Source organism: Micromonospora sp. DT201 (assembly GCF_049841575.1).
GTDB lineage: Bacteria > Actinomycetota > Actinomycetes > Mycobacteriales > Micromonosporaceae > Micromonospora.
Genome location: NZ_JBNCKP010000035.1, coordinates 26,367 through 50,060 on the forward strand (window position 1 = coordinate 26,367; position 23,694 = coordinate 50,060).

27 protein-coding genes and 1 pseudogene are annotated in these 23,694 nt (G+C 67.2%); 16 read left to right on the forward strand and 12 right to left on the reverse strand.

The features are described from left to right. Nucleotides 1-19: 19 nt before the first annotated feature. Together ACLQ28_RS32835 and ACLQ28_RS32840 are read right to left on the reverse strand one after the other, a co-directional pair. On the reverse strand, nucleotides 20-652 hold the full coding sequence (locus tag ACLQ28_RS32835; protein WP_425690141.1) for a DUF6518 family protein: 633 nt from the start codon (nucleotides 650-652) through the stop codon (nucleotides 20-22). A 457-nt stretch (nucleotides 653-1,109) separates the two neighbouring features. Beyond that, on the reverse strand, nucleotides 1,110-2,747 hold the full coding sequence (locus ACLQ28_RS32840; RefSeq protein WP_425690142.1) for a hypothetical protein: 1,638 nt from the start codon (nucleotides 2,745-2,747) through the stop codon (nucleotides 1,110-1,112). 384 nt (nucleotides 2,748-3,131) lie between these two features. Here ACLQ28_RS32840 and ACLQ28_RS32845 point away from each other — a divergent pair, with 384 nt between their 5' ends. Continuing rightward, nucleotides 3,132-3,776 (forward strand): dihydrofolate reductase family protein, encoded by a 645-nt coding sequence (locus ACLQ28_RS32845; RefSeq protein ID WP_425690143.1) that lies wholly within the window; start codon nucleotides 3,132-3,134, stop codon nucleotides 3,774-3,776. Between the two features lie 18 nt (nucleotides 3,777-3,794). On the opposite strand, the gene ACLQ28_RS32850 is transcribed toward ACLQ28_RS32845, so the two are convergent. Further along, a complete protein-coding gene (locus ACLQ28_RS32850; protein WP_425690144.1) occupies nucleotides 3,795-4,139 on the reverse strand; it encodes an ArsR/SmtB family transcription factor in 345 nt (114 codons plus the stop codon). Between the two features lie 76 nt (nucleotides 4,140-4,215). On the opposite strand from ACLQ28_RS32850, the gene ACLQ28_RS32855 reads away from it, so the two are divergent. Genes ACLQ28_RS32855 through ACLQ28_RS32865 form a run of 3 tightly spaced genes read left to right on the forward strand, consistent with a single transcriptional unit; the run spans nucleotide 4,216 to nucleotide 6,724 of the window. Further along, a complete protein-coding gene (locus tag ACLQ28_RS32855; RefSeq protein ID WP_425690145.1) occupies nucleotides 4,216-5,205 on the forward strand; it encodes a quinone oxidoreductase family protein in 990 nt (329 codons plus the stop codon). After that, complete coding sequence (locus ACLQ28_RS32860) at nucleotides 5,202-5,378, forward strand: hypothetical protein (RefSeq protein ID WP_425690146.1); 177 nt, start codon at nucleotides 5,202-5,204, stop codon at nucleotides 5,376-5,378. Before ACLQ28_RS32855 ends, ACLQ28_RS32860 begins: the two co-directional genes overlap by 4 nt. A gap of 5 nt (nucleotides 5,379-5,383) precedes the next feature. Continuing rightward, nucleotides 5,384-6,724, forward strand: coding sequence for a hypothetical protein (locus ACLQ28_RS32865; RefSeq protein ID WP_425690147.1), 1,341 nt, complete (start codon nucleotides 5,384-5,386; stop codon nucleotides 6,722-6,724). Here ACLQ28_RS32865 and ACLQ28_RS32870 read toward each other — a convergent pair. Continuing rightward, nucleotides 6,694-7,230 carry a GNAT family N-acetyltransferase gene (locus ACLQ28_RS32870; protein ID WP_425690148.1) on the reverse strand — a complete coding sequence of 179 codons (537 nt, stop codon included), beginning with the start codon at nucleotides 7,228-7,230 and terminating at the stop codon, nucleotides 6,694-6,696. The two genes, ACLQ28_RS32865 and ACLQ28_RS32870, sit on opposite strands and share 31 nt — an antisense overlap. 23 nt (nucleotides 7,231-7,253) lie before the next feature. Next, nucleotides 7,254-7,997 carry a hypothetical protein gene (locus tag ACLQ28_RS32875; RefSeq protein ID WP_425690149.1) on the reverse strand — a complete coding sequence of 248 codons (744 nt, stop codon included), beginning with the start codon at nucleotides 7,995-7,997 and terminating at the stop codon, nucleotides 7,254-7,256. Nucleotides 7,998-8,063: 66 nt separating this feature from the next. Between ACLQ28_RS32875 and ACLQ28_RS32880 the strand changes: the two genes are divergently transcribed. After that, nucleotides 8,064-8,210 carry a hypothetical protein gene (locus ACLQ28_RS32880; protein WP_425690150.1) on the forward strand — a complete coding sequence of 49 codons (147 nt, stop codon included), beginning with the start codon at nucleotides 8,064-8,066 and terminating at the stop codon, nucleotides 8,208-8,210. A 401-nt stretch (nucleotides 8,211-8,611) separates the two neighbouring features. Then, nucleotides 8,612-9,001 carry a hypothetical protein gene (locus ACLQ28_RS32885; RefSeq protein ID WP_425690151.1) on the forward strand — a complete coding sequence of 130 codons (390 nt, stop codon included), beginning with the start codon at nucleotides 8,612-8,614 and terminating at the stop codon, nucleotides 8,999-9,001. A 4-nt stretch (nucleotides 9,002-9,005) separates the two neighbouring features. Here ACLQ28_RS32885 and ACLQ28_RS32890 read toward each other — a convergent pair. Then, nucleotides 9,006-9,227, reverse strand: a pseudogene (locus ACLQ28_RS32890) (cupin domain-containing protein); the annotation flags it as partial. Nucleotides 9,228-9,343: 116 nt separating this feature from the next. Next, nucleotides 9,344-10,918: a hypothetical protein gene (locus ACLQ28_RS32895; RefSeq protein WP_425690152.1), complete on the reverse strand. Its 1,575-nt coding sequence runs from the start codon at nucleotides 10,916-10,918 to the stop codon at nucleotides 9,344-9,346. Nucleotides 10,919-11,425: 507 nt separating this feature from the next. Between ACLQ28_RS32895 and ACLQ28_RS32900 the strand changes: the two genes are divergently transcribed. The 7 genes from ACLQ28_RS32900 (at nucleotide 11,426) to ACLQ28_RS32930 (ending at nucleotide 19,324) form a co-directional block, all read left to right on the forward strand. Further along, the gene (locus ACLQ28_RS32900) at nucleotides 11,426-11,803 is read left to right on the forward strand and encodes a DUF2089 domain-containing protein (protein WP_425690153.1); all 378 of its coding nucleotides are present in this window, start codon (nucleotides 11,426-11,428) and stop codon (nucleotides 11,801-11,803) included. Nucleotides 11,804-11,814: 11 nt separating this feature from the next. Beyond that, nucleotides 11,815-12,060, forward strand: a complete 246-nt coding sequence (locus tag ACLQ28_RS32905; protein WP_425690154.1) for a hypothetical protein — start codon at nucleotides 11,815-11,817, stop codon at nucleotides 12,058-12,060. Between the two features lie 11 nt (nucleotides 12,061-12,071). Beyond that, nucleotides 12,072-12,494 (forward strand): SHOCT-like domain-containing protein, encoded by a 423-nt coding sequence (locus ACLQ28_RS32910; protein WP_425690155.1) that lies wholly within the window; start codon nucleotides 12,072-12,074, stop codon nucleotides 12,492-12,494. Between the two features lie 368 nt (nucleotides 12,495-12,862). After that, the gene (locus ACLQ28_RS32915; RefSeq protein WP_425690156.1) at nucleotides 12,863-13,876 is read left to right on the forward strand and encodes a hypothetical protein; all 1,014 of its coding nucleotides are present in this window, start codon (nucleotides 12,863-12,865) and stop codon (nucleotides 13,874-13,876) included. Between the two features lie 23 nt (nucleotides 13,877-13,899). After that, nucleotides 13,900-14,169 carry a VOC family protein gene (locus tag ACLQ28_RS32920; protein WP_425690166.1) on the forward strand — a complete coding sequence of 90 codons (270 nt, stop codon included), beginning with the start codon at nucleotides 13,900-13,902 and terminating at the stop codon, nucleotides 14,167-14,169. A 438-nt stretch (nucleotides 14,170-14,607) separates the two neighbouring features. Further along, nucleotides 14,608-17,742, forward strand: coding sequence for an RICIN domain-containing protein (locus ACLQ28_RS32925; RefSeq protein ID WP_425690157.1), 3,135 nt, complete (start codon nucleotides 14,608-14,610; stop codon nucleotides 17,740-17,742). A gap of 139 nt (nucleotides 17,743-17,881) precedes the next feature. Then, the gene (locus ACLQ28_RS32930) at nucleotides 17,882-19,324 is read left to right on the forward strand and encodes an RICIN domain-containing protein (protein WP_425690167.1); all 1,443 of its coding nucleotides are present in this window, start codon (nucleotides 17,882-17,884) and stop codon (nucleotides 19,322-19,324) included. Between the two features lie 217 nt (nucleotides 19,325-19,541). Here the strand turns inward: ACLQ28_RS32930 and ACLQ28_RS32935 are convergent, their stop codons facing one another. After that, on the reverse strand, nucleotides 19,542-19,871 hold the full coding sequence (locus ACLQ28_RS32935; protein ID WP_425690158.1) for a hypothetical protein: 330 nt from the start codon (nucleotides 19,869-19,871) through the stop codon (nucleotides 19,542-19,544). Here ACLQ28_RS32935 and ACLQ28_RS32940 point away from each other — a divergent pair. Then, complete coding sequence (locus tag ACLQ28_RS32940) at nucleotides 19,864-20,097, forward strand: hypothetical protein (RefSeq protein ID WP_425690159.1); 234 nt, start codon at nucleotides 19,864-19,866, stop codon at nucleotides 20,095-20,097. The two genes, ACLQ28_RS32935 and ACLQ28_RS32940, sit on opposite strands and share 8 nt — an antisense overlap. A 128-nt stretch (nucleotides 20,098-20,225) precedes the next feature. Here ACLQ28_RS32940 and ACLQ28_RS32945 read toward each other — a convergent pair whose 3' ends face one another. Beyond that, complete coding sequence (locus tag ACLQ28_RS32945; protein WP_425690160.1) at nucleotides 20,226-20,918, reverse strand: hypothetical protein; 693 nt, start codon at nucleotides 20,916-20,918, stop codon at nucleotides 20,226-20,228. A 138-nt stretch (nucleotides 20,919-21,056) separates the two neighbouring features. Here ACLQ28_RS32945 and ACLQ28_RS32950 point away from each other — a divergent pair, with 138 nt between their 5' ends. After that, nucleotides 21,057-21,320, forward strand: coding sequence for a suppressor of fused domain protein (locus ACLQ28_RS32950; RefSeq protein WP_425690161.1), 264 nt, complete (start codon nucleotides 21,057-21,059; stop codon nucleotides 21,318-21,320). Between the two features lie 179 nt (nucleotides 21,321-21,499). Beyond that, a complete protein-coding gene (locus ACLQ28_RS32955) occupies nucleotides 21,500-21,901 on the forward strand; it encodes a hypothetical protein (protein WP_425690162.1) in 402 nt (133 codons plus the stop codon). Between the two features lie 123 nt (nucleotides 21,902-22,024). On the opposite strand, the gene ACLQ28_RS32960 is transcribed toward ACLQ28_RS32955, so the two are convergent. The 3 genes from ACLQ28_RS32960 to ACLQ28_RS32970 all read right to left on the reverse strand — a co-directional run bounded on the left by ACLQ28_RS32960 (nucleotide 22,025) and on the right by ACLQ28_RS32970 (nucleotide 23,643). After that, a complete protein-coding gene (locus tag ACLQ28_RS32960) occupies nucleotides 22,025-22,522 on the reverse strand; it encodes a hypothetical protein (protein WP_425690163.1) in 498 nt (165 codons plus the stop codon). 254 nt (nucleotides 22,523-22,776) lie between these two features. Further along, the gene (locus ACLQ28_RS32965) at nucleotides 22,777-23,238 is read right to left on the reverse strand and encodes a GNAT family N-acetyltransferase (RefSeq protein WP_425690164.1); all 462 of its coding nucleotides are present in this window, start codon (nucleotides 23,236-23,238) and stop codon (nucleotides 22,777-22,779) included. A gap of 147 nt (nucleotides 23,239-23,385) precedes the next feature. After that, the gene (locus tag ACLQ28_RS32970; RefSeq protein ID WP_425690165.1) at nucleotides 23,386-23,643 is read right to left on the reverse strand and encodes a hypothetical protein; all 258 of its coding nucleotides are present in this window, start codon (nucleotides 23,641-23,643) and stop codon (nucleotides 23,386-23,388) included. Nucleotides 23,644-23,694 lie beyond the last annotated feature (51 nt).

Genomic DNA, 23,694 nt, shown 5'->3' on the forward strand with positions numbered 1-23,694 from the left:
GACGCGTGCCGCGTCCCGGTCAGCCGGCTGACGAGAAGATTCCGCCGGCCACCGCGAAGCCGGCCAGGATCACGCCGGCCAGCGGCACCGCCACGGCGGCGGCGAGCGCCCGCTGACGGTGCGATCCGCCTATCAGCACCACGATCAGCAGTCCCAGCGCGAGGTCGATGGCGACGTTCCACCACAACTCGGAGGAGTAGTTGGGGTCGGTCGACTTGCCGGCGAACCGGCCCGCTTCCTCGAAGAACACGGCAGCCGGCAGCGCGGCCCCGACGACCTGCCGCCACCGGCCGCCACGGGCCCACGTCCCCGCCGTGCCGAAGACCACCCCGGCGAGCACGCCGAAGGCCATCCAGACCAGCGACGACGGCGCCCAGAGCACCGCGAGGTCGTCGCCCTGCAGGAGTGCCGCCGCCAGGTAGTAGCTGGGCACCGCGACGACGAGCAGGCCGGCGGCACCGAGCGCGCAGCGCAGCCGCCCGGACCGCACCCAGTATCCGAAGAAGAAGGCGGCAGCCGCCCAGGTCGCGGTGGAGTTGCCGAGTTCGGCGACGGGAAACGGCAGCCATTTGATCCAGCAGAGGTCGAGGAAGCCGAGCAGGAAGCCGCCCGCCACGGAGGCGAGCGCCACCGTCCGATCGCCAGGTCGCATGACGGCAGAGCATACCGAGTATTCCTGGGCCGACTCGTTCGGCCCGCACACCGGCGTGACCGGTCCGACGACGGGCAGGATCCCGATCACGGTACGCGCCGAGACGGGGCTGCGGGCGCAGCGAAGGGCGCTCGCCATCCGTTTTGACTGCCTGCCATGTCGATGTGCTGTTGAGCGGTATATCTCAGAGGTATGAATATGACTCTGAGGTATACCGCTCATTACCGCATCCGCCCCTGACGGAGGTGACCGACGGTGACCGCCGACCGCCGGCTGGGCCACAGCCGGAGCCAGGGTTAGGACCTACTTACTCGTCTAGGGCGTGCGGTGCCGAGGGCGCCATAAGCCATCCGGCCCCGCCGCGGGTCTGATCTGGTTGATCAAACCCGGGCGGGGCCGGATGTGCGGTGCGCTGGTGGCGACTGCCGTCAGGCTCCGACTGTCTGGTGGCTGAGGGTCAGCCGAAGCAGTTGGGGACGGGTTGGTCGCTGCCGGTGCAGTTGGTGGGTCGGTTCTTGATGATGAGTGTCTTCTGATCCACCGTGACCTGGTTGTTCTCGGTGAAGATCCCGCCGGGCGGCAGGGCGGAGTCGTTCTGGACGACCTTGGACTCCGTGAGGCTGAGCGTGCCACGGTTGTAGATTCCACCGGCCTGCGAGTCCGGGCCCACGGCCTTGTTCCGGTCGACGTGACTCCGCGACAGCACGACAGTGCCGCTGCCGACGTAGATGCCGCCGCCGCCCTCGTTGCGGACGGTGTTCTCGCTGATCTTGCTGTCCTCGACGACGAACTGGCCAATCTGGTTGAAGATGCCGCCGCCACGTTGGAAGACCGAGTTGCGATCGACCTTGCTGTGCTTCAGGTGGAAGTCGCCGTCGCTGAAGATGCCGCCACCCTCGCTGCTGGCCGTGTTGTCGCTGATATCAGCGTCCGTGACCGTGGTGGTGGAGTTGAGTCCGCCTTGGACGCCGCCGCCGCGGAAGTCCGCGATGTTGTGGTCGAAGCGAACATCGTTGATGACGGCAACGCGGCTGTTCGACAGCCCGCCGCCGCTACCGGTTATCACCGTGCCGCCGGTTCCGCGTATGACGTTGGCGCTCACTCTGGCGTTTTCCAGGGTGAGGTAGCCGTTGTTGTGGATGCCTCCGCCATTGAACGTGCCGGTGTTGTTGCTGATCCGGGTCTCGTCGCCCTCGTACCCGCCCTTGTCCTTGTCGTCCCAGTTCCTACCCGTGCCGGCGTTCTCCGCGGACAGTTCCGCCGCGGCTCCCTGACCTTCTGGGGACTGCCCCGTCGGCCCGTTGCTGGGCGCCTCGGTGTTGGGCGCACCGTTCTTGGGGGTGCCGCTGGTGGCCGAGTCCTTGCCGTGGTCGGACTTGCCAGTGATCTTGGTGATGCCGAAGTTGGCGATCCCGCCGCCGGAGCCAGCGGACCGGTTGTCGACCACGTTCAGGTGTTCGAGGGTGGCCTCGCCGCCGGCGTCGACCCGGATCCCACCACCACCGGCGATGCTGGCTGAACCTCCCTTGATGGTGACGTCGCGGAGCTTCAGGTTTCCGCCGACCCCGACCTCCAGGATCCGGAACGCCTCGGCGTTCGCCGCCCGCACGATGGTCGCGCCTTCACCCTTGATGGTGACGGGTTTGATGATGACCGGAAGGCCGTTGGGGCCGTAGGCCGTGGGCGGCGTAGCGACCGGCGCGAACGCGGTGAGGGTGTACGTGCATCGCTCGGCGAGTTTGAGAGTCGCCCCGTTTCCGGCGTTGGCGAGCACGAGCGCGCCGATCAGTTCGTCGGCGTCGCAGGGCACCACCCACTCGTCCCCCTTGTAGCCCTTGCCGTCGTCGCCGCCTGGAGCCTGCCCGCCTGGAGCCTGCCCGTCTGGGGCCTGCCCGCCTGGAGCCTGGCCGCCTGGAGCCTGCCCGCCTGGGTCCTGGCCGCCGTTGTCGTCGCCGGTTGCTCGGCCGCCTTCGACGATGAACTGCTGCGCAGCCTTTTCGAGGCGGTCGTTCACGCCGTCAAGGCCGGACGCTCCTGCCACGCCAGCGGCGCCGCCGACGGCGGCCAACCCGGCCACTCCGGTCAGCCCGGCCACAAGCAGGCGTCCCCACCGGCGCCGTCGCGGCGGTCCGGGCCGAGCTGCTGCTGCCTGGCTGACATTTTGGTGTTGCGGTAGGTGGTCGGACATTAGCGCTACCTCACCCTCTCCGTACACAACAGGTCTGCACCGCACCTTCGGTGCCGATAGCGACCAAATAGGGTCTTAGCTACCAGAACGGAACGTAGCAGAGGTTTTCTCGCATCGGACACAGATGCGAAAAGCAGACATGTTTGGGTACGCCTGTCACAGGCACCCCGCGAGCAGCAGCTGTCCCAAGGTTTTCCATCTCGGTCTGCCCGAGCCGTCGCGGCGCTGAGTCTGCGGGCGCTCACGGGGCTACTCTCCCGATCGAGACGACCAACTCACCGGGAGTAGGGCATGGGCCTCATTCACATCGAACTGTTCGCGACCCTCGACCTCGTCGGGCAGGCGCCCGGCGGCCCCGACGAGGACCCGGCGGGTTTCTCGTTCGGCGGCTGGCAGGCACCCCTGCTGGACGAGGTCGCCGGGGCGCAGGTCCTCGCCGCGTACGAGGACACGGACGCCCTCCTGCTCGGCCGGCGCACGTACGACATCTTCGCCGCCCACTGGCCACACCAGGAGGGCGGCGAGGACAACGAGATCGCCACGCTCTTCAACCGCATCCCGAAGTACGTGGCCTCCAGCGGCAGCCCCGACCTGTCGTGGGCCGGCTCCACCCAGCTCGGCCCGGATCTGGCCAGCGCCGTACGCGAGATCCGTGACCGACACGAGCACATCAAGGTCGTCGGGAGCCTCAACCTGGTGCAGACCCTCCTGCGCGAGAAGCTCTTCGACCGTCTCGACCTGTGGGTGCACCCGATCGTGCTCGGCGTCGGCAAGAAGGTGTTCGACGGTGGCGCGGTGCCCACGAACCTCACACTCCTCGAACCGCCAGCGGTCAGCACGAAGGGCACCGTCTACCTGCGCTACGGGCTCGCCGACGGCACACCCGCGACGGGCGACATGACCGCACCCGATCGCGGTGCCGGGCGCGACGACTGAAGCTGGCCCCGTGTGGGCTCATCGGGGCGGCGTGAGCCCGCTTTCATAGGCGGTCACGATCGCGTCCAGGAGGCCGGGAAAGCGGGTTTCAAGGTCTTCGCCACGCAGAGCGGTCCACCGGCGGTTGCCGTCCTCCCGTTGGCGGATGACTCCGGCCTCGCGTAGTACCCGGAAGTGGTGGGTGAGCGTGGAGGGCGCGACGTCCACGGGGAAGGTGCCGCAGGCGCGCTCGGGTGCGGCGCGCAATGTCTGCACGATCGTCATCCGGGTTGGGTCGGACAGCGCGTGCAGGATGTCCAGCACGTCGAACTCGTTCGGCTCCGGATGGACGAGCGTCGGGCGGCGGCGCTGTGATCTTGGCATCTCACACCTTTCATTCGACAATCATCGTACAACGAGGTACGGTCTTCGTCATACGACGAACGTCGAAGGAGTTGCTATGCACGCGTTGATGATGATGGGGCCGTCGCAAGGGGTGGACCGCACGGAGGTGCGCGAGGTCGAGGAACCCCGGCCGGGGCCGGGTGAGGTGACGATCGACGTGATGTACGCCGGGATCAACTTCCTCGACGTGATGGCCCGCCGCGGTGACGCCGGCTATGTCGGTGCCTGGCCGTACGCGCCGGGCCTGGAGGTGTCCGGAGCGGTCCGGGAGATCGGCCCCGATGTCACGGGCCTGGCGGTGGGCCAGCGGGTGGCCGCGTTCACCGCAGGCGGCGGCCTCAGCGACGTGGTGCTAGTGCGGGCCGAGTTCGTGGTGCCGGTGCCCAACCAGGTCCCGTCACCGGTCGCGGCGGCGGCCCCGCTCATGCTCACGACCGCGCTGCTCCTCCTGGAGGACGCCGCCCGGTTCCGTCCGGGCGAAACCGTGCTGATGCATTCGGCCAGCGGAGGCGTCGGAAGCGCCGTCGCCCAACTGGTGCCGGCGCTCGGCGGAGGGCTGCGCATCGGCACCGTGGGCCGCCCCGACAAGGTCACCTCGGCACTCAAGAGCGGATATGACGTGGCGGTGCCGCGCAGTGAGGACCTGACCAAGGCGGTGCAGGCAGCGACCGGTGGCGCCGGGGTGGACATCGTGCTCGATCCGTTGGGTACCACCATGCTCGAGACTGATCTGGGAGTCACCGCTCCCGGCGGCCGGATTGTCCTGTTCGGCAACGCGGGCGGCGGAGACCAGGCTGCGCTGCCACCGGCCGGACGGCTGATCGGCGGCAATCTCGCCATCAGCGGCTTCAGCATCAGCCGCCTGTGGGCCACAGCGCCGCACCGCGCCGCCGCCGGCCTACGCAGGGTCCTTGATCTGATCGCCGAAGGCCGACTGGACATCGCGATCACCGAAGTCGGCTCGCTCGCGGACGTGCCCGCGATCCACCAGATGCTCGCCGAGGGCCGCGGCGACGGCAAGTACGTCGCTCAGCTCCAGGGATGACGGTCACCTCGTCGCCGGCCGTCGATCCGGAGTTCCAGCGGTTGGAGAAGGCATTCGATGCGCGGCTGGGTATCTACGCCGTCGTCACGGGCACTGGCCAGGCAGGCTCCGATACTCGGTCGGCCGCTGGCGTCCATTACGGCAGGATGGCGGCGTGGACGCTCAGCTACTGACCGCGGTGCAGGCCGGCGATTCGAATTTGGTCGACAAGCTGTTGCGGCCGGTCCCGGCGGACGCGCTCGCGGGTGACGAAGGCACCGGGTTGCTCCGTGCGGCGGCCTTCGCTGGCAACGCGGATGTCGTCGCCAGTTTGCTCGATGCCGGAGCTGATCCGGCCCGGCCGTGGGAGGACGGCACCGATCCGGTGTCCTGGGCGGCCGACTTTGGAGCGTGCGAGGTCCTGCAAGAGCTGGTGTACAGCGGATCGTCATGGCGCAAGCAGGTGCCGCAGCATGTGAAGCGCGGTGCGCTGGAGATCGCCCGAGCGTGGCTGAGCCTCGACCCGGAGGTCGAACTGCGTCGTCGGCTCGGCGCACATCAGGACGAGCCGGCCGTCGTCGAGCGGTTGCACATCTCGACCAGGGACAAGTGGCCATGGCCAGTGCAAGCGACCAGGCTCCGTTTGACCCTCTCCGACGGGCGGCAGGCCGAGACGCAGATCGCCCATCGGGCGATCGTCACCGATCTCGAAGATCAGTTCGACATACCTGTTTCCCGGGACGAGTTGTTGGCACGTGCCCTTTTTTACGCGCCCCCAGAGTCGTGCGACTGGAGCCAAGCCCAGGTCGTCCTGGCCCATGGCCCGGACTCGGAGGAAACCTTTGGCTGGGCCGCTGACCTGGTAGCGCACCCTTCGGTGGACACGAGAAGGTTCGCGACCGAACTATTGCACCATTTGAGCTTCTACGAGCGTCCTTTCAAGGCGCAGGCGCTGGAGGTGCTCAGGCCACGATTGCGCGCCGAAGACGATCCGATCGCCCTGGACAGCGTGATCGGCGCATTCGCCGAGTTCACCAGCCGCGGGGACCTGACGGATGTCCTACCCCTCGCTGGTCACCCCGACCCGGGGATCCGTGCCCGAGTGGCTGGCGAACTCGTCGTGGCCATCGGTGAACCTCCACAGGCGAGGCCCAATCCCGACCCGCCCCTGATTCCGTTCGACACCCCGCTGGATGTGGTAGCGACGCTGCTTCGACTCGCCTCGGACGTCGACGGCCCAGTTCGCGTCGGCGCCCTGCGCACCTTGGCGGAGTCGGGCATCGACACCCCCGCAGTTCGCGAGCTTCTGACCACGTACCTGACCGACGACCACCTGTACGCGAGGCTCAACGCTGCCGCTGGCCTGGCTCTGCGCGAGGATCAGAGCGGCCTTGAGGTGCTACGCCAGGTAGGTTCCGAACGGAGCCCCACAGACGCAGCTCGATGGCAGGTCTATGAGGTAGAGAGGATTCTGGAACATCGGGCCGCCGCCGCACCGAAGGTGACGGCTCAGATCCCCACGCTCTTGCCGAGAGAGTGACCGGCGGCGGTGTAGCCGTGCCGATGGTAGAAGCGCACCGCATCGACGTTGCGGTGGTGGATGCCGGCCGACAGGTACAGGATCCCGCGGCTGGTCGCCCACCGTTCGGCCGCCTGCAACAACGCTGCTCCCACCCCACGTCCCCTGGCGTCGGGCAGCACCACCGTGGGCACCTGGGCCGAAGGCTCAGGACGCAGGATCTGATGCTCCGGCGGATCCGGGTGCCATAACACCTCGATCATCCCGACCACCCGGCCGCCATCGCTCTCAGCGACGAGAACACCATCTCGGCCCGCGTCCTCGGCCAGCATGTCCGCGAAGTGGCGGATCACCGCCTCGCGCTGCGGAACGCGGTAGGTGTCGGCATCAAGAGCGATATGCGCCTCGGCATTGGCCAGGCGCAACTCCACCATGCAAGGGACATCCGCCAAACTCGCTGGCCGAACCGTCAGCCGTGCCTCCCGCATCGTCCCGATATTAAGGTCAGACGCCGAACCAATCAACATCGCGGGCGCCCAGCCCCGAGCGTCTAGCTCGCCAGGAGGCGGCGCAAACCGTCCGGCACCTCGATAACCTCGGCGGCGCCGGGCTTGTCGATCCTGACGGGCTTGCCGAAGTTGGAGAACCTGGCCGTGCTCGCAAAAGTCGGCAGCGTGACCGTCAGCGCAGTCAGATAGCCCTGAGCGTCCACCGACGCCTCGTACGGCACGGACTGCGACACACCACCGTGGTGCTGCAACTGCTCGGCCGTCGCTGGCAGGAGTCCTCGGGACACCCTCGCTGGTGCCACGGTGAAGTCGAGCGTGCCGGTGTAGGTGCCCTCACCCGTACGCGTGGCGGCCGTCATCGCCGCGGAGAAGCCCTTGATCCCCGCGGGGTCGAACGTGTCCCCCAGATGTACCAGGGACGCCTTGGCGAACTCCGACCTCGGGAACCAGATGAACTTCGTCGGGTCGAGGTTCGGCAGGTAGGTCGAGCCCAACGTCATCCACGCGTCGTCGCCAACCACCCGCACCTTGGAGTCGACGGTCTCGGCGCCGGTGCCCGTGGTGACCGTCAGGGTCAGCGCCTTGCCCGCCGGGTCGGTGTCGCCGACGACCTCGACGTTGGGCACGCTCAACGTCACGTGCGCCGACCCCCCGGCGGTCTTGGCGGCCGCGGCACGCACCTGGGCGAGCGGGTCGGTGGGGGCCGGTTCCGGCGAGGCGTTACCGCCCGAGTCACAGCCCGCCACCAGCGCCAGCAGGCCGACGAGCATCAATCTGCGAACCATGGCCGAACTCCCCGTTGATCGACGACCGCGGCAGCCTACCGAATCCGGCGAAGGCAGAGTGTCCGCGTGAACGTGGGCGACCGAATCCTCTCTGGCCTGCTGGCCACCGTGCCGGCGCGACAGGTGTGGACGGACAGCCGCAACCTCGGTGAGGTCTGGGCGCCGGAGCTCACCCCCGCAGCGGTGGTTCGTCTGGTCGGGGTGGGCCGGTGACACCAACGTCGAACAGAACATCTACCTCAGCCGTATGAGCGACCCGCTCACCCCGACCGCCAACCGGTACGTCATTTCCCAGCCACGGGAGAGCTGGCCGGCTGGGATCCGACCCTGCACGTGAACGGGCCTGGCCACCACAGCTTCGTGCTGCTCAACGGCGACATCGCCACGAGCCCACCCGCCGGGCCGAGGTTCCCGCTGATGTTCCACGCCGTGCCCAAGGGCACTCCGTACTCCTGGGAGAACCGGTACTGGTACACCGCCGCGCGAACGTGCCCGGCCCGACGACCGACACCGGGTTCAGCATCAAGTTCTTCGAATGATCCAGAGCCTCAGACACCTGGAGCCGCCCCGCTGGTAGGGGCACAGACGTTGTCCACCGGTGGCATCATCGCCTCATGAACGTTCGTCGATTGGCGGCCGTCGACATGTACGGCACGCAAGGAACCCGCCGCCGGCGGCTCATCATCCTGACCGAGTTCCTCGTCGGCGTGGTTGCCATGGTGACGTTGGGCAGCTGGCTGCTGGCGTCATCGAGCGGCCTCGGCGGCCGGGCATTCGGCCTGTGGTTCATCGGCGCGGGCCTCAACTACGCTCCGCTGTCCGCGTACGCGATCATGCTGATGCGGCCCGGCGCCCTCGACGCCGAGTTGGCTGGCGTCGACATTGGCCGGGAACTGCGCCGCTACACCGTGCTCCAACTGTGGGTCATCGTGCCGCTCTCGCTCGTCGTCTTCGACCTTCGCGACGCGCTCAGCCGACGTCGGGCACGGACGACACCTCGTTGACCACCTACCCGCGGACGGTCGCCGCCCGTCGACCTGCAGCGCGCGAGCCGTACGCCGGGCCGAACACCACCAGCAGCGCCAGGTCCTCGGTCACCTCGACGAACCGGTGTTCCTCGCCGGCCGGCACGAAGATCACCGAACCCGGGCCCACCTCGGCCGCGCCGTCCGGGGTCACGATCCGGGCCCGCCCCGCGGTGACCACGTAGATCTCATCCTCGGTGTGCGGGCTCTGCGCTGATCGGCCCCGCCGCGGGCCTGATCTGGTTGATCAAACCCGGGCGGGGCCGGATGTGCGGTGCTTCTGGCGGCTGCCGTCAGGCTCCCGCTATCAGTGGTTGGGAGTCAGCCGAAGCAGTTGGGAACGGGTTGGTCGCTGCCGGTGCAGTTGGTGGGTCGGTTCTTGATGATGAGTGAGTTCTGATCCACCGTGACCAGGTTGTTGGTGGTGAAGATTCCGCCGGGCGGCAGGGTGGAATCGTTCTGGACGACCTTGGACTCCGTGAGGCTGAGCGTGCCGCGGTTGTAGATTCCACCGCCCTGCGAGTTCGGGCCTACGGCCTTGTTCCGTTCGACCTGGCTCCGCAGCAGCACGACAGTGCCGGTGCCAACGTAGATGCCGCCGCCGTGCTCGTATCGGACGATGTTCTCGCTGATTTTGCTGTCCTCGATGACGATCTGGCCAATCTGGTTGTAGATGCCGCCACCGCGTTGGAAGACCGAGTTGCGGTCAACCTTGCTGTGCTTCAGGTGGAAGTCGCCGTCGCTGAAGATGCCGCCACCCTCGTTGCTGGCCGTGTTGTCGCTGATATCAGCGTTCGTGACCTTGGTGGTGGAGTTGAGTCCACCTACGACACCGCCACCGCGGAAGTCCGCGAGGTTGTGGTCGAGGCGCACATCGTTGAGCACGGCGACGCGGCTGTTCGACACCCCGCCGCCGTTACCGGTGATCCCAATGTCGCCGGAGTTGCGTACGACGTTGTAGCTCAGTCGGGCGTTTTCCATGGTGAGGTAGCCGTTGTTGTGGATGCCTCCGCCACTGATCACGGCGGCGTTGTTGCTGATCGTGGTCTCGTTGCCCTCGTGCCCGCCCTTGTCCTTGTCGTCCCAGTTCTTACCCGTGCCGGCGTTCTCCGCAGACGGTTCCGCCGCAGCGCCCTGACCATCCGGGGCCTGCACCGCCGGCCCGTTGCTGGGCGCTTCGGTGTTGGGCGCTTCGGTGTTGGACGCACCGTTCTTGGAGGTGCCGCTGGTGGCCGAGTCCTTGCCGTAGTCGGTCTTGCCGCTGATCTTGGTGATGCCGTAGTTGGCGATCCCACCACCGGCGCCGGCGGCCCGGTTGTTGACCACGTTGATGTGTTCGAGGGTGGCCTCGCCGCCGGTGCTGACCCGGATCCCGCCACCACCGGAGACGGTCGCTGAACCGCCCTTGATGGTGACATCGCGGAGCCTCAGGTTTCCGCCGACCCCGACCTCCAGGATCCGGAACGGTTCGGCGTTCGCCGCCCGGACGATGGTGGCACCTTCGCCCTTGATGGTGATGGGTTTGGTGATGACCGGAAGGCCGTTGGGGCCGCTGGTCCCGGGCGGTGTGACGATCGGAGCGAACGCGGTGAGGGTGTACGTGCATCGCTCGGCGAGTTTGAGGGTCGCCCCGTTTCCGGCGTTGGCGTGCACGAGCGCGGCGATCAGCTCATCGGGATCACAGGGCACCGCCCGCTCGTCGCCGTTGTGATCCGTGCCGTTGTTACCGCCCGGGGCCTGTCCGCCGGGGTCCTGTCCGCCATTGTCGTCGCCGGTTACTCGACCGCGTTCGACGATGAACTGCTGCGCGGCCTTTTCGAGGCGGTCGTTGACGCCGGCAAACGCGGACGCTCCGGTGACGCCGACGGCGCCGCTGACGGCGGCCAGCCCGGTCACTCCGGTCAGCCCGACCACAAGCCAGCGTGCCCGCCGGCGCCGTCCCGGCGGCCCTGGTTGAGCTGCTGCTTGGCTGACAGTTCGGCCTTGCGGTAGATGATCGGACATTAGCGGAACCTCACCCTTCTCCGTGCACAACAGGTCCGCACCGCCGTTACGGTGCCGATAGCGACCAAATAGGGCCATAGCTATCAGAACGGAACGTAGCAGAGGGCTCCTCACATCGGACAAAGACGCGAGAAGCAGACATGTTTGGGGCCAACGATGACATCAAGGCCAATGAGAGACCTCACGGCCCAAACCCGTTGACGATCGGCTCAATCCCCCAGGGCCCGCCAACCTCATGAGCACGGGGGTGCGGCGGGCGGCGGGAGCGGGCGGGAGTCGTCCACGCTGCGCGGCGAGCCTGCCGCGGCGCTGCGCGGCCTCCGTCACGACGAGCACGATCTTAAGAAAGTTAAGATCAACCTCTTGGAAGTTAAAGATCCTTGAGTTAAAAATTTAGGTATGACAGATCAGGCGATGGACTGGCAGGAACTCACCAGCCTGACGCGAGGGCAGCCGTTCATCGTCGAGCGGGTGCGCCTGGCGAGCAACGGCGTCGCGATCGAGGGCGAGTTCGAGCTACCGCAACTGGCGCAGCTCAACGTCGAGGATCAGGTCTTCGTCACGGCGTTCGTGCGCTGCCACGGTTCGATCAAGGAAATGGAACGCATCTTCGGGGTGAGCTACCCGACGATCAAGTCACGACTCAACCGGATCACGCAGATGCTCGACTTCGTCGAGACCGACCCGGCACCCTCACGAGCCGACGTCATCGACCGGTTGCGCCGCGGTGAGATCACCGCACAGCAGGCGTTGGCCGAGCTGGACGGCCGCGCATGATGCCGCAGTTGGTGACCGTCAAGGTCCACCGCCCGGACCATCGGCCCATCCGCGTCTGGGTTCCGGTGCTCCCCGTGGCGCTCGTGCTCTTTCCGGTCGTGGTCCTGGTCGTGCTGGCAGCGATCGTGGCCTGCGTCGTGTTCCGCATCGGTGTGGTGCGGGCACTCGGCGCCGGTTGGCGCGTCATCTCCGCGCTGCCCGGCGCCCGTTTCGACATCGAGCAGGGCCGCTCGGCCGTGCTCGTGGCTATCCGATAGGAGAGGTTCACATGACCGAACAACGCAAGGACATCCTCGACATGCTGGCCGCCGGCAAGATCACCGCGGAGGAAGCGGAGCAGCTCATCGCCGCACTCGAACGCGACCAGGCACCGCTGGCGGCAAGTCACGACGCCCGGCTCAAGGGCAAGGTGAAGTACCTGCGGGTGATGGTGGACGCCACCGACAACGGCGAACCGTCGCGGGTCAACGTGCGGGTGCCACTGCAACTGCTGCGGGCCGGCGTACGGCTGGCGGCGCTGGTCCCGCCGCAGGCCCTGGTCAAGGCCAACGCCTCACTCAGCGACTCGGGCGTGCCGATCGACCTGACGCAGCTCAAGCCCGAGCAGTTGGAGGCGCTCGTGGAGCACCTCGACGAGGTGACCGTGGAGGTGGACTCCCCCGATGCCACCGTGCGGGTCTTCTGCGAGTAGGCGCCGTCTGATGGGACGGCCCCTCGAGAGGGTGCGGGAACACCCTCCCGAGGCTGCGCCCACCGCAGCAGAGCACAGGTGAACTGCCAACCTGAAGTTTAGCCACTCACCAGCAGACCAGCGGAGGGACCACTCGCACGGGTGGTCCCTCCGCGCCGTCCCGCCGCCTGCACCAGACCTCAGCTGGCGCGACACGGTCCGCGTCCACCACGGCCGCGGACGCCGATCGCCCAGAGCCGCATCTGCCGTACTGAGGCACCGGCGGACGAGACGGTCCCGCCGCGTTGGGGCACGGCACATCGATGCCTGCCCGAATTCCCCTAAGATCGGCGGCGACACATGTCGTCTGTGGACACACGGGGGTTTCGATGAGGATTCGACCAGGCATAGCCGAGGTGATGGCTCTGGCGTCGGTGGTGGCCGGCGTGACCGCTCTGCCGTCGGCCGCCTCGGCGACGGGCGTGGCGCAGTCGGCCACGCGGACGGCCGAGGTGGGGCCGCCCTGCGTCCGTGAGGACCTGCGGCTGCCCGCCGGGGCGTGGCAGCGAATCACTGTCAGCCACGCCGACCCCAGCGGTCGGTTCCAGATCGCGTACGGGACGGACACCTCGTGGCGCGACCACGTCATCCGGTGGGACAAGGGTGTGCCGACCAACCTCGGCTCGCCGGCTGGCATGCTGGAGGAGGTCAACGAGCAGGGCGACTTCGTTGGCAACGCCTTCTCCGAGGACGGGCTCTACCGCAGCATCGCGTGGCGATACTCTGCCGGCCAGGTGACCACGTTGCCGGGCCTACCAGGCAGCGTGCAGACCAGCGCGAGCGCCATCGCCGCGGACGGCACCGTGGCCGGGTGGGTTCGGTCCGCCGACGGGCAGTCGACGGCGGTGACCTGGGCGGCGGACAACACCGTTCGTGCCCTGCCCGGTTCCGGCGACAGCCGGGCGATCGACGTCGACGCCGACGGCACCGTCATCGGTTACCTGGCCGAGAAGCCGGTGCGTTGGGCGCCCAACGCCCAGCCAGAGTTGCTGCCCGGCTACGCGGCCGGTCCGGACACCGTCTGGGAGTTGACCGGGATCAGCGCGGGAGTGGTGGTGGGCCAGGAACACACCGGGTCCAGCCAGTTCGTTCTCTCGTGGGTGCCCGGAGCGGCCCCGACCCTGCTGGCCGAGGGGGCGGTGGCGCACGCGGTCAACGCGCGTGGCTCGGTCGCCTACGAGCAGACGTACGAGAACCAGCAGTGGCTCCGGCAGGACGGCATCGACCGGGCGCTGCCGTTCGGTCCGTCTCCGTACTCGATCGCCGACATCACCGGGCTGACCGACGGCGACATCGCGTACGGCAACCACTACTCGACCCCGGTCCGGTGGGTCTGCGGCTGACCCGGTCGGCACTCGTCACAGCGGTGGCCCAGGTCGGACGTCCGGCCTGGGCCACCGTCGCGCACGACCCGATCCCGCGCGGCCTCGATCGACGCTCACGAGGCGCGCGCCCACAGCGCAACCGCATGCACCTCGACATAGCCGTCCCGCACGATCAGGCAGAGGCTCGCATCGCCGCCGCCCTGGCCGCCGGCGGCACCCTGGTCTCCGACGCGCACGCACCCAGGTGGTGGGTCCTGGCCGACGCCGAGGGCAACGAGGCGTGCGTCGCCACCTGGGTCGGCCGCGAATAGCAGGACGGCGAGCTTTCACCTGGTGAGGCCGACCAGCGTCGCCAGTCGCGCCACGCCGGCCGGCACCGAACCTCCGCCGGCGCGGCGCTGTCCGCGTCCACAAGAGCGAGATCTTGTCCCCAGCGTGGCCCCCGAGCGCTGGGTGGATCCGTCGCGGTCCTCCAGCCTGACGGCCGAATGATCGAGTCTGAACGTTCTTGAACGTCTAGGTCCGTTTCCTGGCAACTCTAGATCCGGATGGCATAAATATGATTCGATGCGATCAGACGATGACGTGCCGCCTCTGGACACCGCAGGCCGGCGAGCCCGAGGCGTCGCCTGCCACACCTTGACCGGTTGACTGGAGATCTCATGACCAGCCCTCGATCCGTTCCGCCTCGGCAGACTCCGGGAGTAGCCCGCCCCCGCCGTGCCCGCGTCAGGCCCACCGCGCTGAGCATGCTGTCGGTCGCAGCGCTTGTCCTGACGTACGTGGTAGCCATGCCGGTCGCATCCACGCCAGTGGGCCTGACCATGGAAGTAGCCGCCGCCTACGTCAAACTGGGCAACCGGACCACCGGCAAGTTCATCGACGGCATGGGCCGGACCACCAACGGCGCCGCAGTCGGCCAGTATTCCTCGTCGTCCAGCGACAACCAGCAGTGGACGATCGATGCCGTCGGCGACTACGTCCGGATCAGGAATCGGGCCACCGGCCTGTACCTGGACGGGATGGGCCGCACGACGGGCGGATCCATCTGCGGCCAGTGGAGTGACAGCGGCAGCACCAACCAGCAGTGGACCCGGGAGGACTCCGGCGGCTACGCCAAGTTCAGGAACCGGGCCAACGGGCTGTACCTGGATGGCGGGGGCAGCACGTCCGACGGCGCCAACCTCGTCCAGTCCGCGAACAGCGGCAGCACCAACCAGCAGTGGATCGTCACTGACGTGTCGACTCCGGGATCGGGCACGATCACGGTGGACGGCAACAACATCCGCGCCGGCAACGTCAACGGCCTGACGTTCAAGGGCTTCGGTGCGCTCAGCGCCAACAGCACCAGCGAGTTGCTGATGGATTACAAGGCCCAGAGCCCGACCGCGTACGCGCAGCTGCTGCGGGTCCTCTTCGGCGGGGAGAGTCCGGTCTTCACCAACGTGAAGATCGAGATGGGCAACGACCGCAACAACTCCACCGGACCGGACCCCTCGACCATGCGTTGGGAGTCCGAGACCCCCAACGTCAAGCGTGCTCAGGGCTTCCAACTCGCGGCCGACGCGAAGAAGGTCAACCCCAACGTCAAGGTGTCCCTGCTGCGCTGGAACTCCCCCGGCTGGGTGAACAGCAACGACAAGGTCTACACCTGGTTCAAGAGGACCATCCTGAGCGCGTACCGGACCTACGGGTTCATGGTCGACTACGTCAACCCGGGTCTCAACGAGCGCGGGGCGGACCTGAACTGGACCAAGACCTATGCCAACCGGGTCAGGACCGACAGTGCCGACTTCGCCAACTCGACAGAGCAATCCCGGTACAACCAGCTCAAGGTCGTCATCTCCGACGAGGTCGGTGTCGGGTCGTTCGGCGGCAGCATGATCAGCGACGCCGGCCTGCGCGACGTGGTGGCGGCGGCCGGCTACCACTACAGCCCCGACGACGACAGCGCCGGCAACTTCAAGCGCCTGGCGATGGACTACGACAAGGAGATCTGGAACAGCGAAGCACAGGCGACCTTCGGCAACTCCGCCTTGCGCCCCAACAACAACATGCGGTCCCCGTCGGTGGTCGGAACCGGCATCGGCGGCACCAACAGCGCGCTGGAGATGGGAAACACCATCATCAAGGGATTCGTCAACTCGCGCCGGACCAACTTCATCTACCAACCGGCGATCGGGTCCTTCTACGAGGGTGGGCAGTACTCCTACAAGGAGGTCGTCAGCGCCCGTGATCCCTGGTCGGGCTGGCTGCACTACGACGCCGCCATCGACGTGCTGCGGCACTTCAGCTGGTTCGCCAAGACCGGCTGGGAGAACTCCAGCAACACGGCCGGTATCTGGCGCGCCGTCCCCGAATCCAGCTATACCGGAGCGACCGGGACGAACCCGGTGGTCGGACGCAACGGCACGCCCAGCTATCTCACGCTCGCCGCGCCCGACAGGCGCAACTTCTCCACGGTCTTCATGAACGACAGCGAGTACACCCAGTCGTACCGCCTCCAGCCGGTGAACATGGCCTACTCCGGCACTCCGGCCCTGCAGCTGTGGGAAACCCGCGCGGCCGACCCCGGCCAGGCGTTCAACGCCAACTACCTGAAGCACCTCGGCAGCGTCCCGGCCGGTGACGGCGGGGTGTACTCCGTGACGGTCAGGCCGAACTCGGTCGTCACCGTGACGACGCTGGCCAACCACACCAAGCCCGAGTACCTGGAACCCCTGCCGGTGGAGGGCCAGCGCACCGTGCTGGACGCCGACATCTCCGGCGACGTGCAGAGCACCAGCGACAACATCCTCTACGCCGACGGCTTCGACTACTCCGGCAAGACGGTCCCGGTGATCGGCAGTGGCGGCACCATCACCGGCACCGAGGACTTCATCACGTCGCGTGGCGGCGCCAGGAGCGTCATCCCGCGCTACGCCAGCGACCGCAACGGCGCCTTCGAGGCGTACCAGCCGGACGGATCGACCAATTACGTGCTGCGCCAGCAATTGGACGGCCCGAGCCAGGGCTTGGGCGGTGCGTGGAACGGGGGGGACGCGGTCACCAGGATCGGTGACAGCCGGTGGCTCAACTACAAGGCCAGTGTCGACGTCTCCTTCGAGAACAGCAGCACCCAGAACGGCGCCAACCACGCCCGGCTGGGCATCCGCGAGCAGCACGGTGACAACGGTCCGCCGTACTCGGTGAAGTTCACCTTCGACGGGGGCTGGCAGTTGCTGGTCAACAACAACGCGGTCGCCAGCGGCAACGTGGTCAGCGGCGCCGGCGGCGTGCGGATCAGTGGGTTCAACACCGCTCACAACGCGTGGCACAACATCGCGCTGAAAGGCGTCGGAAGCACGGTGACCGCCTACCTCGACGGCGTCACACTGGCCACCTACACCGACCCGAATCCCAAGCTGTCTGGCCGGATCACGCTGGGCAGCGGCTACTACTTCACCCGGTTTGACAACCTCAAGGTGGAGACGGTCGACGGGAGCCCGCCGTACTACTCCGAGGTGCTGGACAACCTGGAGATGTCCGACCTGGCCAACCCGCCCGCCAGGAAGCTGGTGTACGGCGGGTCCTGGGCGCACGAAAACGGTAAGGGCATGTACAACGTTCAGCGAAGCCTGTCGACCAGCCAGGGAAGCGGCTCGACGCTGACCTACACGTTCGCCGGCACCGGACTGGACATCATCGGGCCGAACAACGGCTCGGCCGTCCTGCAGGTCACGGTGGACGGCACGGTGGTCAACTCCGCAGCGAGCACGCTCGCCTCTCCCGAGTTCTCTCAGACGTACGCCCTGCGCAACCTCGACGCCGGCACGCACACCGTGCAGATCATGGTGCGCAGCGGCAGTCTCGTCGTGGATGCCGTCGGGGCCGTCCGGCCGTGATGCCGGTCGCGCCGGACGACCAATAGGACCTGCATCGTCCCGTCCCCGTCCCCCAACAGAAAGGACGACGCATATGCGACCTGCCATGTTCAGCCGCCCCCTGTCGCGAATGGGTAGGCTCGTGGCCACCAGTGCGGTGATGGCGACCACGGCTGCCGCGGCGGCAATCGCCATCACCGCTACCGCCGGCCCAGCCGCTGCCGCCACCAGCCAGTTCAGAGGCATGAACTGGGCTCAGCTGGGTGACAACTTCAGCACCAGCCCGCTCGTCGTGCAGGGCCTGAGCCAATCCGACAGCTACGCGACAGTGCAGGCCAAGGCCAACGCCCTCTACGACGACATGGCCTCCACCATGGGGATCAACACGGTCCGGCTGCCCATCAACACTCAGACAGTGGCCAACACCACCTGGTGGAACGCCTACCGGGGTGCCATTGACGCCGCCACTGCCCGTGGATTCAAGGTCATCCTCACCTTCTGGACGGACCATAACTCCGGCGCGAGGATCGCGAACCTCGCCGCGTGGAACACGATGTGGTCCAGCGTGACCAGCGCCTACGGCTCGAACACCAACGTGTACTTCGAGCCAATGAACGAGCCGGGCGGTTACAGCTCGGCACAGTGGCGCGACATCGCAGCCACCTGGCTCAGCACCCACTACTCGGCCGTGCCCAGCCGGGTGCTCATCGGCGGTACTGGCGCAAGCCAGGACCTGCGCGACATCTGCAACGACAGCCGCTTCAACGGCACGCTGCTGTCCTTCCACCACTACGCTTTCTTCTACGGCTCGATGACCTACGACGCCTGGCGAAGTCACATACAGACGCGTCTGGGCAACTGTGCCTCCCGGGCGGTCGCGACCGAGTTCGGCGGGCCCATGGACAACGGCCTCAACTACGCCGACGCGAACAGCACCGACAACTTCGTGCGCCACATCCGCGCCATGGCTCAGGTCATGCGTGACAACCAGATGGGCGGCACCTACTGGCCCGCCCTCGGCGGCAAGAACTCCGGCTCCGGTCACGACTGGTATTCGATGTTCGCCCTCAGTGGCAGCGGCACCAATCTCAACTTGACCATCCGCAACACTTCTGGCGCCGACCGGATCCGCTATGCCTATGGCGACACCATCGGCGGCGGCCCCACGACGCCCCCGCCCTCGGGAACCCATTACCGGATCAACAACGTCAACAGCGGCAAGGCGATGGACGTGATCGGGCAGTCCACGGCCGACAGCGCCGAGATCAAGCAATGGAGCTACGCGGGCGGCAGCAACCAGAAATGGCGCTTCGAGGACGCCGGTAGCGGCTACTTCCGCATTGTCAACCAGAACAGCGGCAAGTGCCTCGACGTCGCCTCCGCCTCCACCGCAGACGGCGCGAACATCGTCCAGTGGACGTGCGGCAGCGGCCAAAACCAGCAGTGGCAATGGCAGTCCCAGGGCAGTAACTTCCGGCTCGTAGCCCGGCACAGCGGCAAGTGTCTGGACGTGTACCAGTCAGGAACCGCAGACGGCGTGGACATCCAGCAGTGGACCTGCGGAAGCGCCAACAACCAGCGCTGGACAAGAACCGCGGTCTGACCGGGGCTCACCGAGGCGGGGTGGCAGAGCGTGCGGCGCACGGTCTGCCACCCCGATTGTTTACTCCAACGTCACTTGGCTGCGGCGTTTGGCGTGGCGTGGGCATGAGGACCGGTGGCGGGTCGTCCTGGACGAGGCGGTGACGCGTGGCGTTCGCTGTGAGTCGAAACGACGGGCTGACGACGACTCGTCACGGGTCCAGTTGGACGACGTCCGGTCAACGGGTGAGGCCGACAAGCGTCGCCAGTCGCGCCACGCCGGCCGGCGCCGGCTGCGCGCGGGCAACATCGGCGATCACGGTACGTGCCAACGGCCGGCACCGAACCTCAGCCGGCGCGACACTGTCCGCGTCCACAAGCGCCCGTGCAGCCCCGCGCAGGTCACCCACCTGGAGGTACGCCCGCGCGACGTCCACCAGGTACGCGCCCCGATACTCGACCGGCAACCGCCGCCACGCCTCCCGCCGCACCGCGAGCACCTGCGGTCGGACCGTCCGAGACAGCTCAATGACCCGACCGGACTCGCCCTGCTCGGCCGCAATGGGCATCTCCCACATCCCGACATTGGGTTGGTCCAAACCCACAGCCGTTGAAGCCCGCGCCGTCGGCCGGATCCCCGAGTGTCGCCGCCTCGGGAGCCGCCTCGACAAGGTGATCGCGAGCTACACCGAAACGACCGCTGACTGTCGACGTCAACGCGGCCGAAAGATGGAGCTGTCCGAGCATCTGTCGCACCCGCTCGTCGGCGGCATCAGCTTGCAACTCGGTCAGTGACCGGTCGGCGGCACGGGCGGCGACCGATGCGGACTCGATCGGCAGGCTTTGCGCATAGGCGAAACGGGAGGCTGCGATCCACGCCGAATCGCGACAGCGGCCACCCCGGCGGACCCCCGTTCAGAGCACTAGAGAGGGGGGTTGTCGTAGGTGCCCTGCTGCGGCTCGTAGGCCAGCTCCGCGGGCTCCGTCCGAGGAAGGTCGTGCTCACCCCAGTAACGCAGGTTGAGCACCGCGGTTTCGGTGTGACGCCAGTGCGGGTCGGCGGCGATGACGGCTCGGACGCGGGCGGACAGGGCGACGCGGTGCGGGGTGAGTTCGGGTGCGGAGGCCAAGTTCACGGCGGCGATGAGGGCGGCGTCGCGCACGTTCTCGTCGGGATCGTCGAGGCAGGCGGTGACCACGGCGTAGAGTCGCGGCCGCATCGGGCGGAGCGGGCCGCCGATGTTCTCGCCGCCGGCGGCGTCATCGCCGAACCACTCCCGCCACTGGACACCCATCGCGTATCCGAGCCGGGACAGCCAGACCAGCAGTGCGGCACGCAGCGGTCCGTCACCGTATTCGCGGGTGGGGCCGGGCTGGGCCCGGACCCGCGGGTCGGCCAGCGCCACGGCGACGAACCGGGCCGCCGCGGGTGTCGCCTCGTAGATGGTGCCCTGGTGAAACAACTCCTCCCACAGATGGGAGAGAGCCCGCCGCGCGTCGTCACGGTCACCGGTCAGTAACCCCGCCAGGAGTCGCGGCGTCTCCGGCCAGGCTGGCCCGTGGCTGTGTGCCAGTGCCCGCCAGTTGGTCTGTTCGAGAACGCTTTCCGGACGCATCAGCGGATGCCTAGCACCGTGACCAACACCGTCAACGTTTCTAGCCAGGGCACTAGATGTGGTGCCCGCACGGTTTCCGGATCTAGCCGAGATGAGTGCGCCCCGGTGGGAGCGGGCTGCACATCGTCGCTATGGTCGGTGTCCTGGAGACACTGGGCCGAGGGGCGCAGCAGCAACACGCCCTTCGCCGGGGTCGTCATCACGCCGATGCTTCACGTGCCGGCCGAGGCCCGGACCATCGAGGTCGGCGACGGCACTCGGATCGCGTTGCTCGCGCTAATCCCTCTGCACCCGGAGGAGGTGGCGGTCAAGGTCGATCGGGGCACCAATGCACTGATCGAGGTGCTCGACCGTGGCCGTGTCACCGAACTGCTGGACCCGGACCGGCCCTCGTACGCCTGACAACTGTTCATGCGACTCACGACCGAAGCGGAGACTGGCTAACGCCTGAGTGTCATCGCGTACATCCTCTGCGCGTCTACGACGTACGCAACACAAGATCAGATGCATGGAGCCGCTGACAGCGCGGTTGGCCGCCTGGCTCGCCATATGTGTTCCGTGCCGCATGTGATGATCGGTTCGTGAGCCTTCGTGAGTGGCAGCGCCTGACGCATATCGAGCGGGCTTTCTTCATCAACTCGTTCGAGATGGACCTCCTGCCCGGCGTGTTCGGTGACCTGGACCCCGCCCAGCCGGAGCCGTCGTTGTCCGAGCTGGCCTCCGTCCTGCTGAACTTGGTGGACTGCGGCTGGATGGAAATGCGCCGCTACGTGCGGCGGGTTGCCAATGACGGCCGGGAGGGCTTGGCGCACGGCGATCCTGTGCCGGGGGACCAGCTGCCGATGCTGCTGGCAGACCCCGCCAGTTGGGAGTACCCGGATGATCCGAGTTGGATTGGTGCGTTGACGCTGGTGGTGACCGAAGCCGGCAGGACGATCAGCCGGATGTCCGCCGACGAGATTGCCACACACGACAACGCCTAGGCGAGCGGCTCGGAGTCCTGTAACGGCATCCGCATCTGCCGCGAAGCGCGCTACGCAGTGTCCCGCCGAGCTGGCCTGAGTGCCGTCCGGACGTGCCGAGAACAGTGCGCCCTCCCAGGTTGGCTAATTTTCGGTTCGGGCGCGTAGGCGGCTCTGTAGCGCCTGCTCGATCTCACTCGGTAACCGGAACCACCCGGCCGCCGTGAGCAGTTGGTGGCGTGGATTGTGCTGGTAGGAGCCAGCTACCGGCTTGCCGTTACTGACCTCAATCGCACCGAGGATGTCCGCCGGGTTGACTCGTCCTCCGGGATCTGGCGAACGTTCGTCCAATAGATAGACGTACCCGTTGCCCTGGATTTCCGCCTCCCGTCGAAGGGAGTCGCATTTGTCGATGCTCTCGAAGATGACCCTCGACAGCAGCCGAAGGAATGGGCCGATCTCCTGGACGTCGGCGGGCGCTAGGACGTTTGGGTCGGCGCCCTCCCGCACGACCGCCAGGACCGCATCTGGGTGCAGTCCGTGCTGAAACACCCAGTCGGGCTCGAGTAACGACACGACGTCTCGCTCGCCACCACCAAAGTCCACCTGGTATCGAAACACCTGACGATCGTTCCGCGCCACGGTCGACAAGATTACCCATCAATCCCACCCGCCAGGAGCAGGCGTTCGCTCATCTGCCACGATCTGCCCCGTCACACAACGTGACGGCATTACGGCGCCGCAGGCGCCCGCAACTGTCGATGTCAGTGCGCTCGCGTCGGCTTAGCAAGCCGGGGTCATCCAGTGCTGGCTTATCCTCGATGGCCCGATGCTGTGCCGCCTACTGCTTGGGGAGGAAGGCGAACCTCCGACGTGACAGGGGGTGGATCTGACCGTCAGGTTCGCGCGGCAGCGGTTCCCGGAGCGCCGAAAATCTGATCCACGCCGTTGCTGTCGTCGTAGAGGTGAACGAAGCCAACTCGCTCGTAGAGCCAGCGCGCCGTGCTACCCCGGTCGATGGCAAGCCGGAAAGGCCTCGCGTCGCGGTGGGCGTCCATGACGTGCCGGAGTACCTGACTGCCTATGCCCTGACCCTGAATCGCAGGATCAAGATAGAAGTGCTCTATCCACTGCGCACCGACCTCGGGCCGCACGGCGATGACACCCACCGGCTTCTCGTCGACCTCAATGATGTCGGTGTTGGCAGGAACGTAGGTGTCCAGGAACCGGCGGCGAGCCCACTCCTCATCCCACAGTCCCAGGCGTTCCAGGTCTGGGCGCATGGCGCGCGCCTTGAGGTCAGCAAGCCATTCCGCATCCGCAGACAGCGCCGGACGAAGCCTCCATGCTTTATCCATGGAGCAAGTATTTCGCGCCCGTGCCCTCATCTGCCGCGGTTCGCGCGTCGCTGGAGGTCGTGGTCGGCGGAGGCGTGGGCCTGGTGAGCGGATGCAGCTCGGGTCGGGCGGCAACGGTCAGGGGGCCCGTTTATCCACCCAAACGGGTTAGAGCAACTCGAGGATGATGCCGTCCTCGGATTCGCTGCCGCCTGGGCCGTGGTCGTGGATGATCTCTACGATCATGTCAAACAACGTCTGCCCTTGGCCACGCTGCGCGTTCCTGACCCTGGCCTCGATGTTTGTGCGGTGCGATGGGTGGCAGGTGAGGAGGACCTGCTCCAGCCATCGGACCGTCGCGTCATAACCGAGCGCGACACGGGACGAGTCAGAGTTGACCTGGGCCTGCCCCGTTTTGACGGACATCCGAGATCAGGGGACCTGGGGTCTCCGGGAGGATGTCCATCATCATGGAGA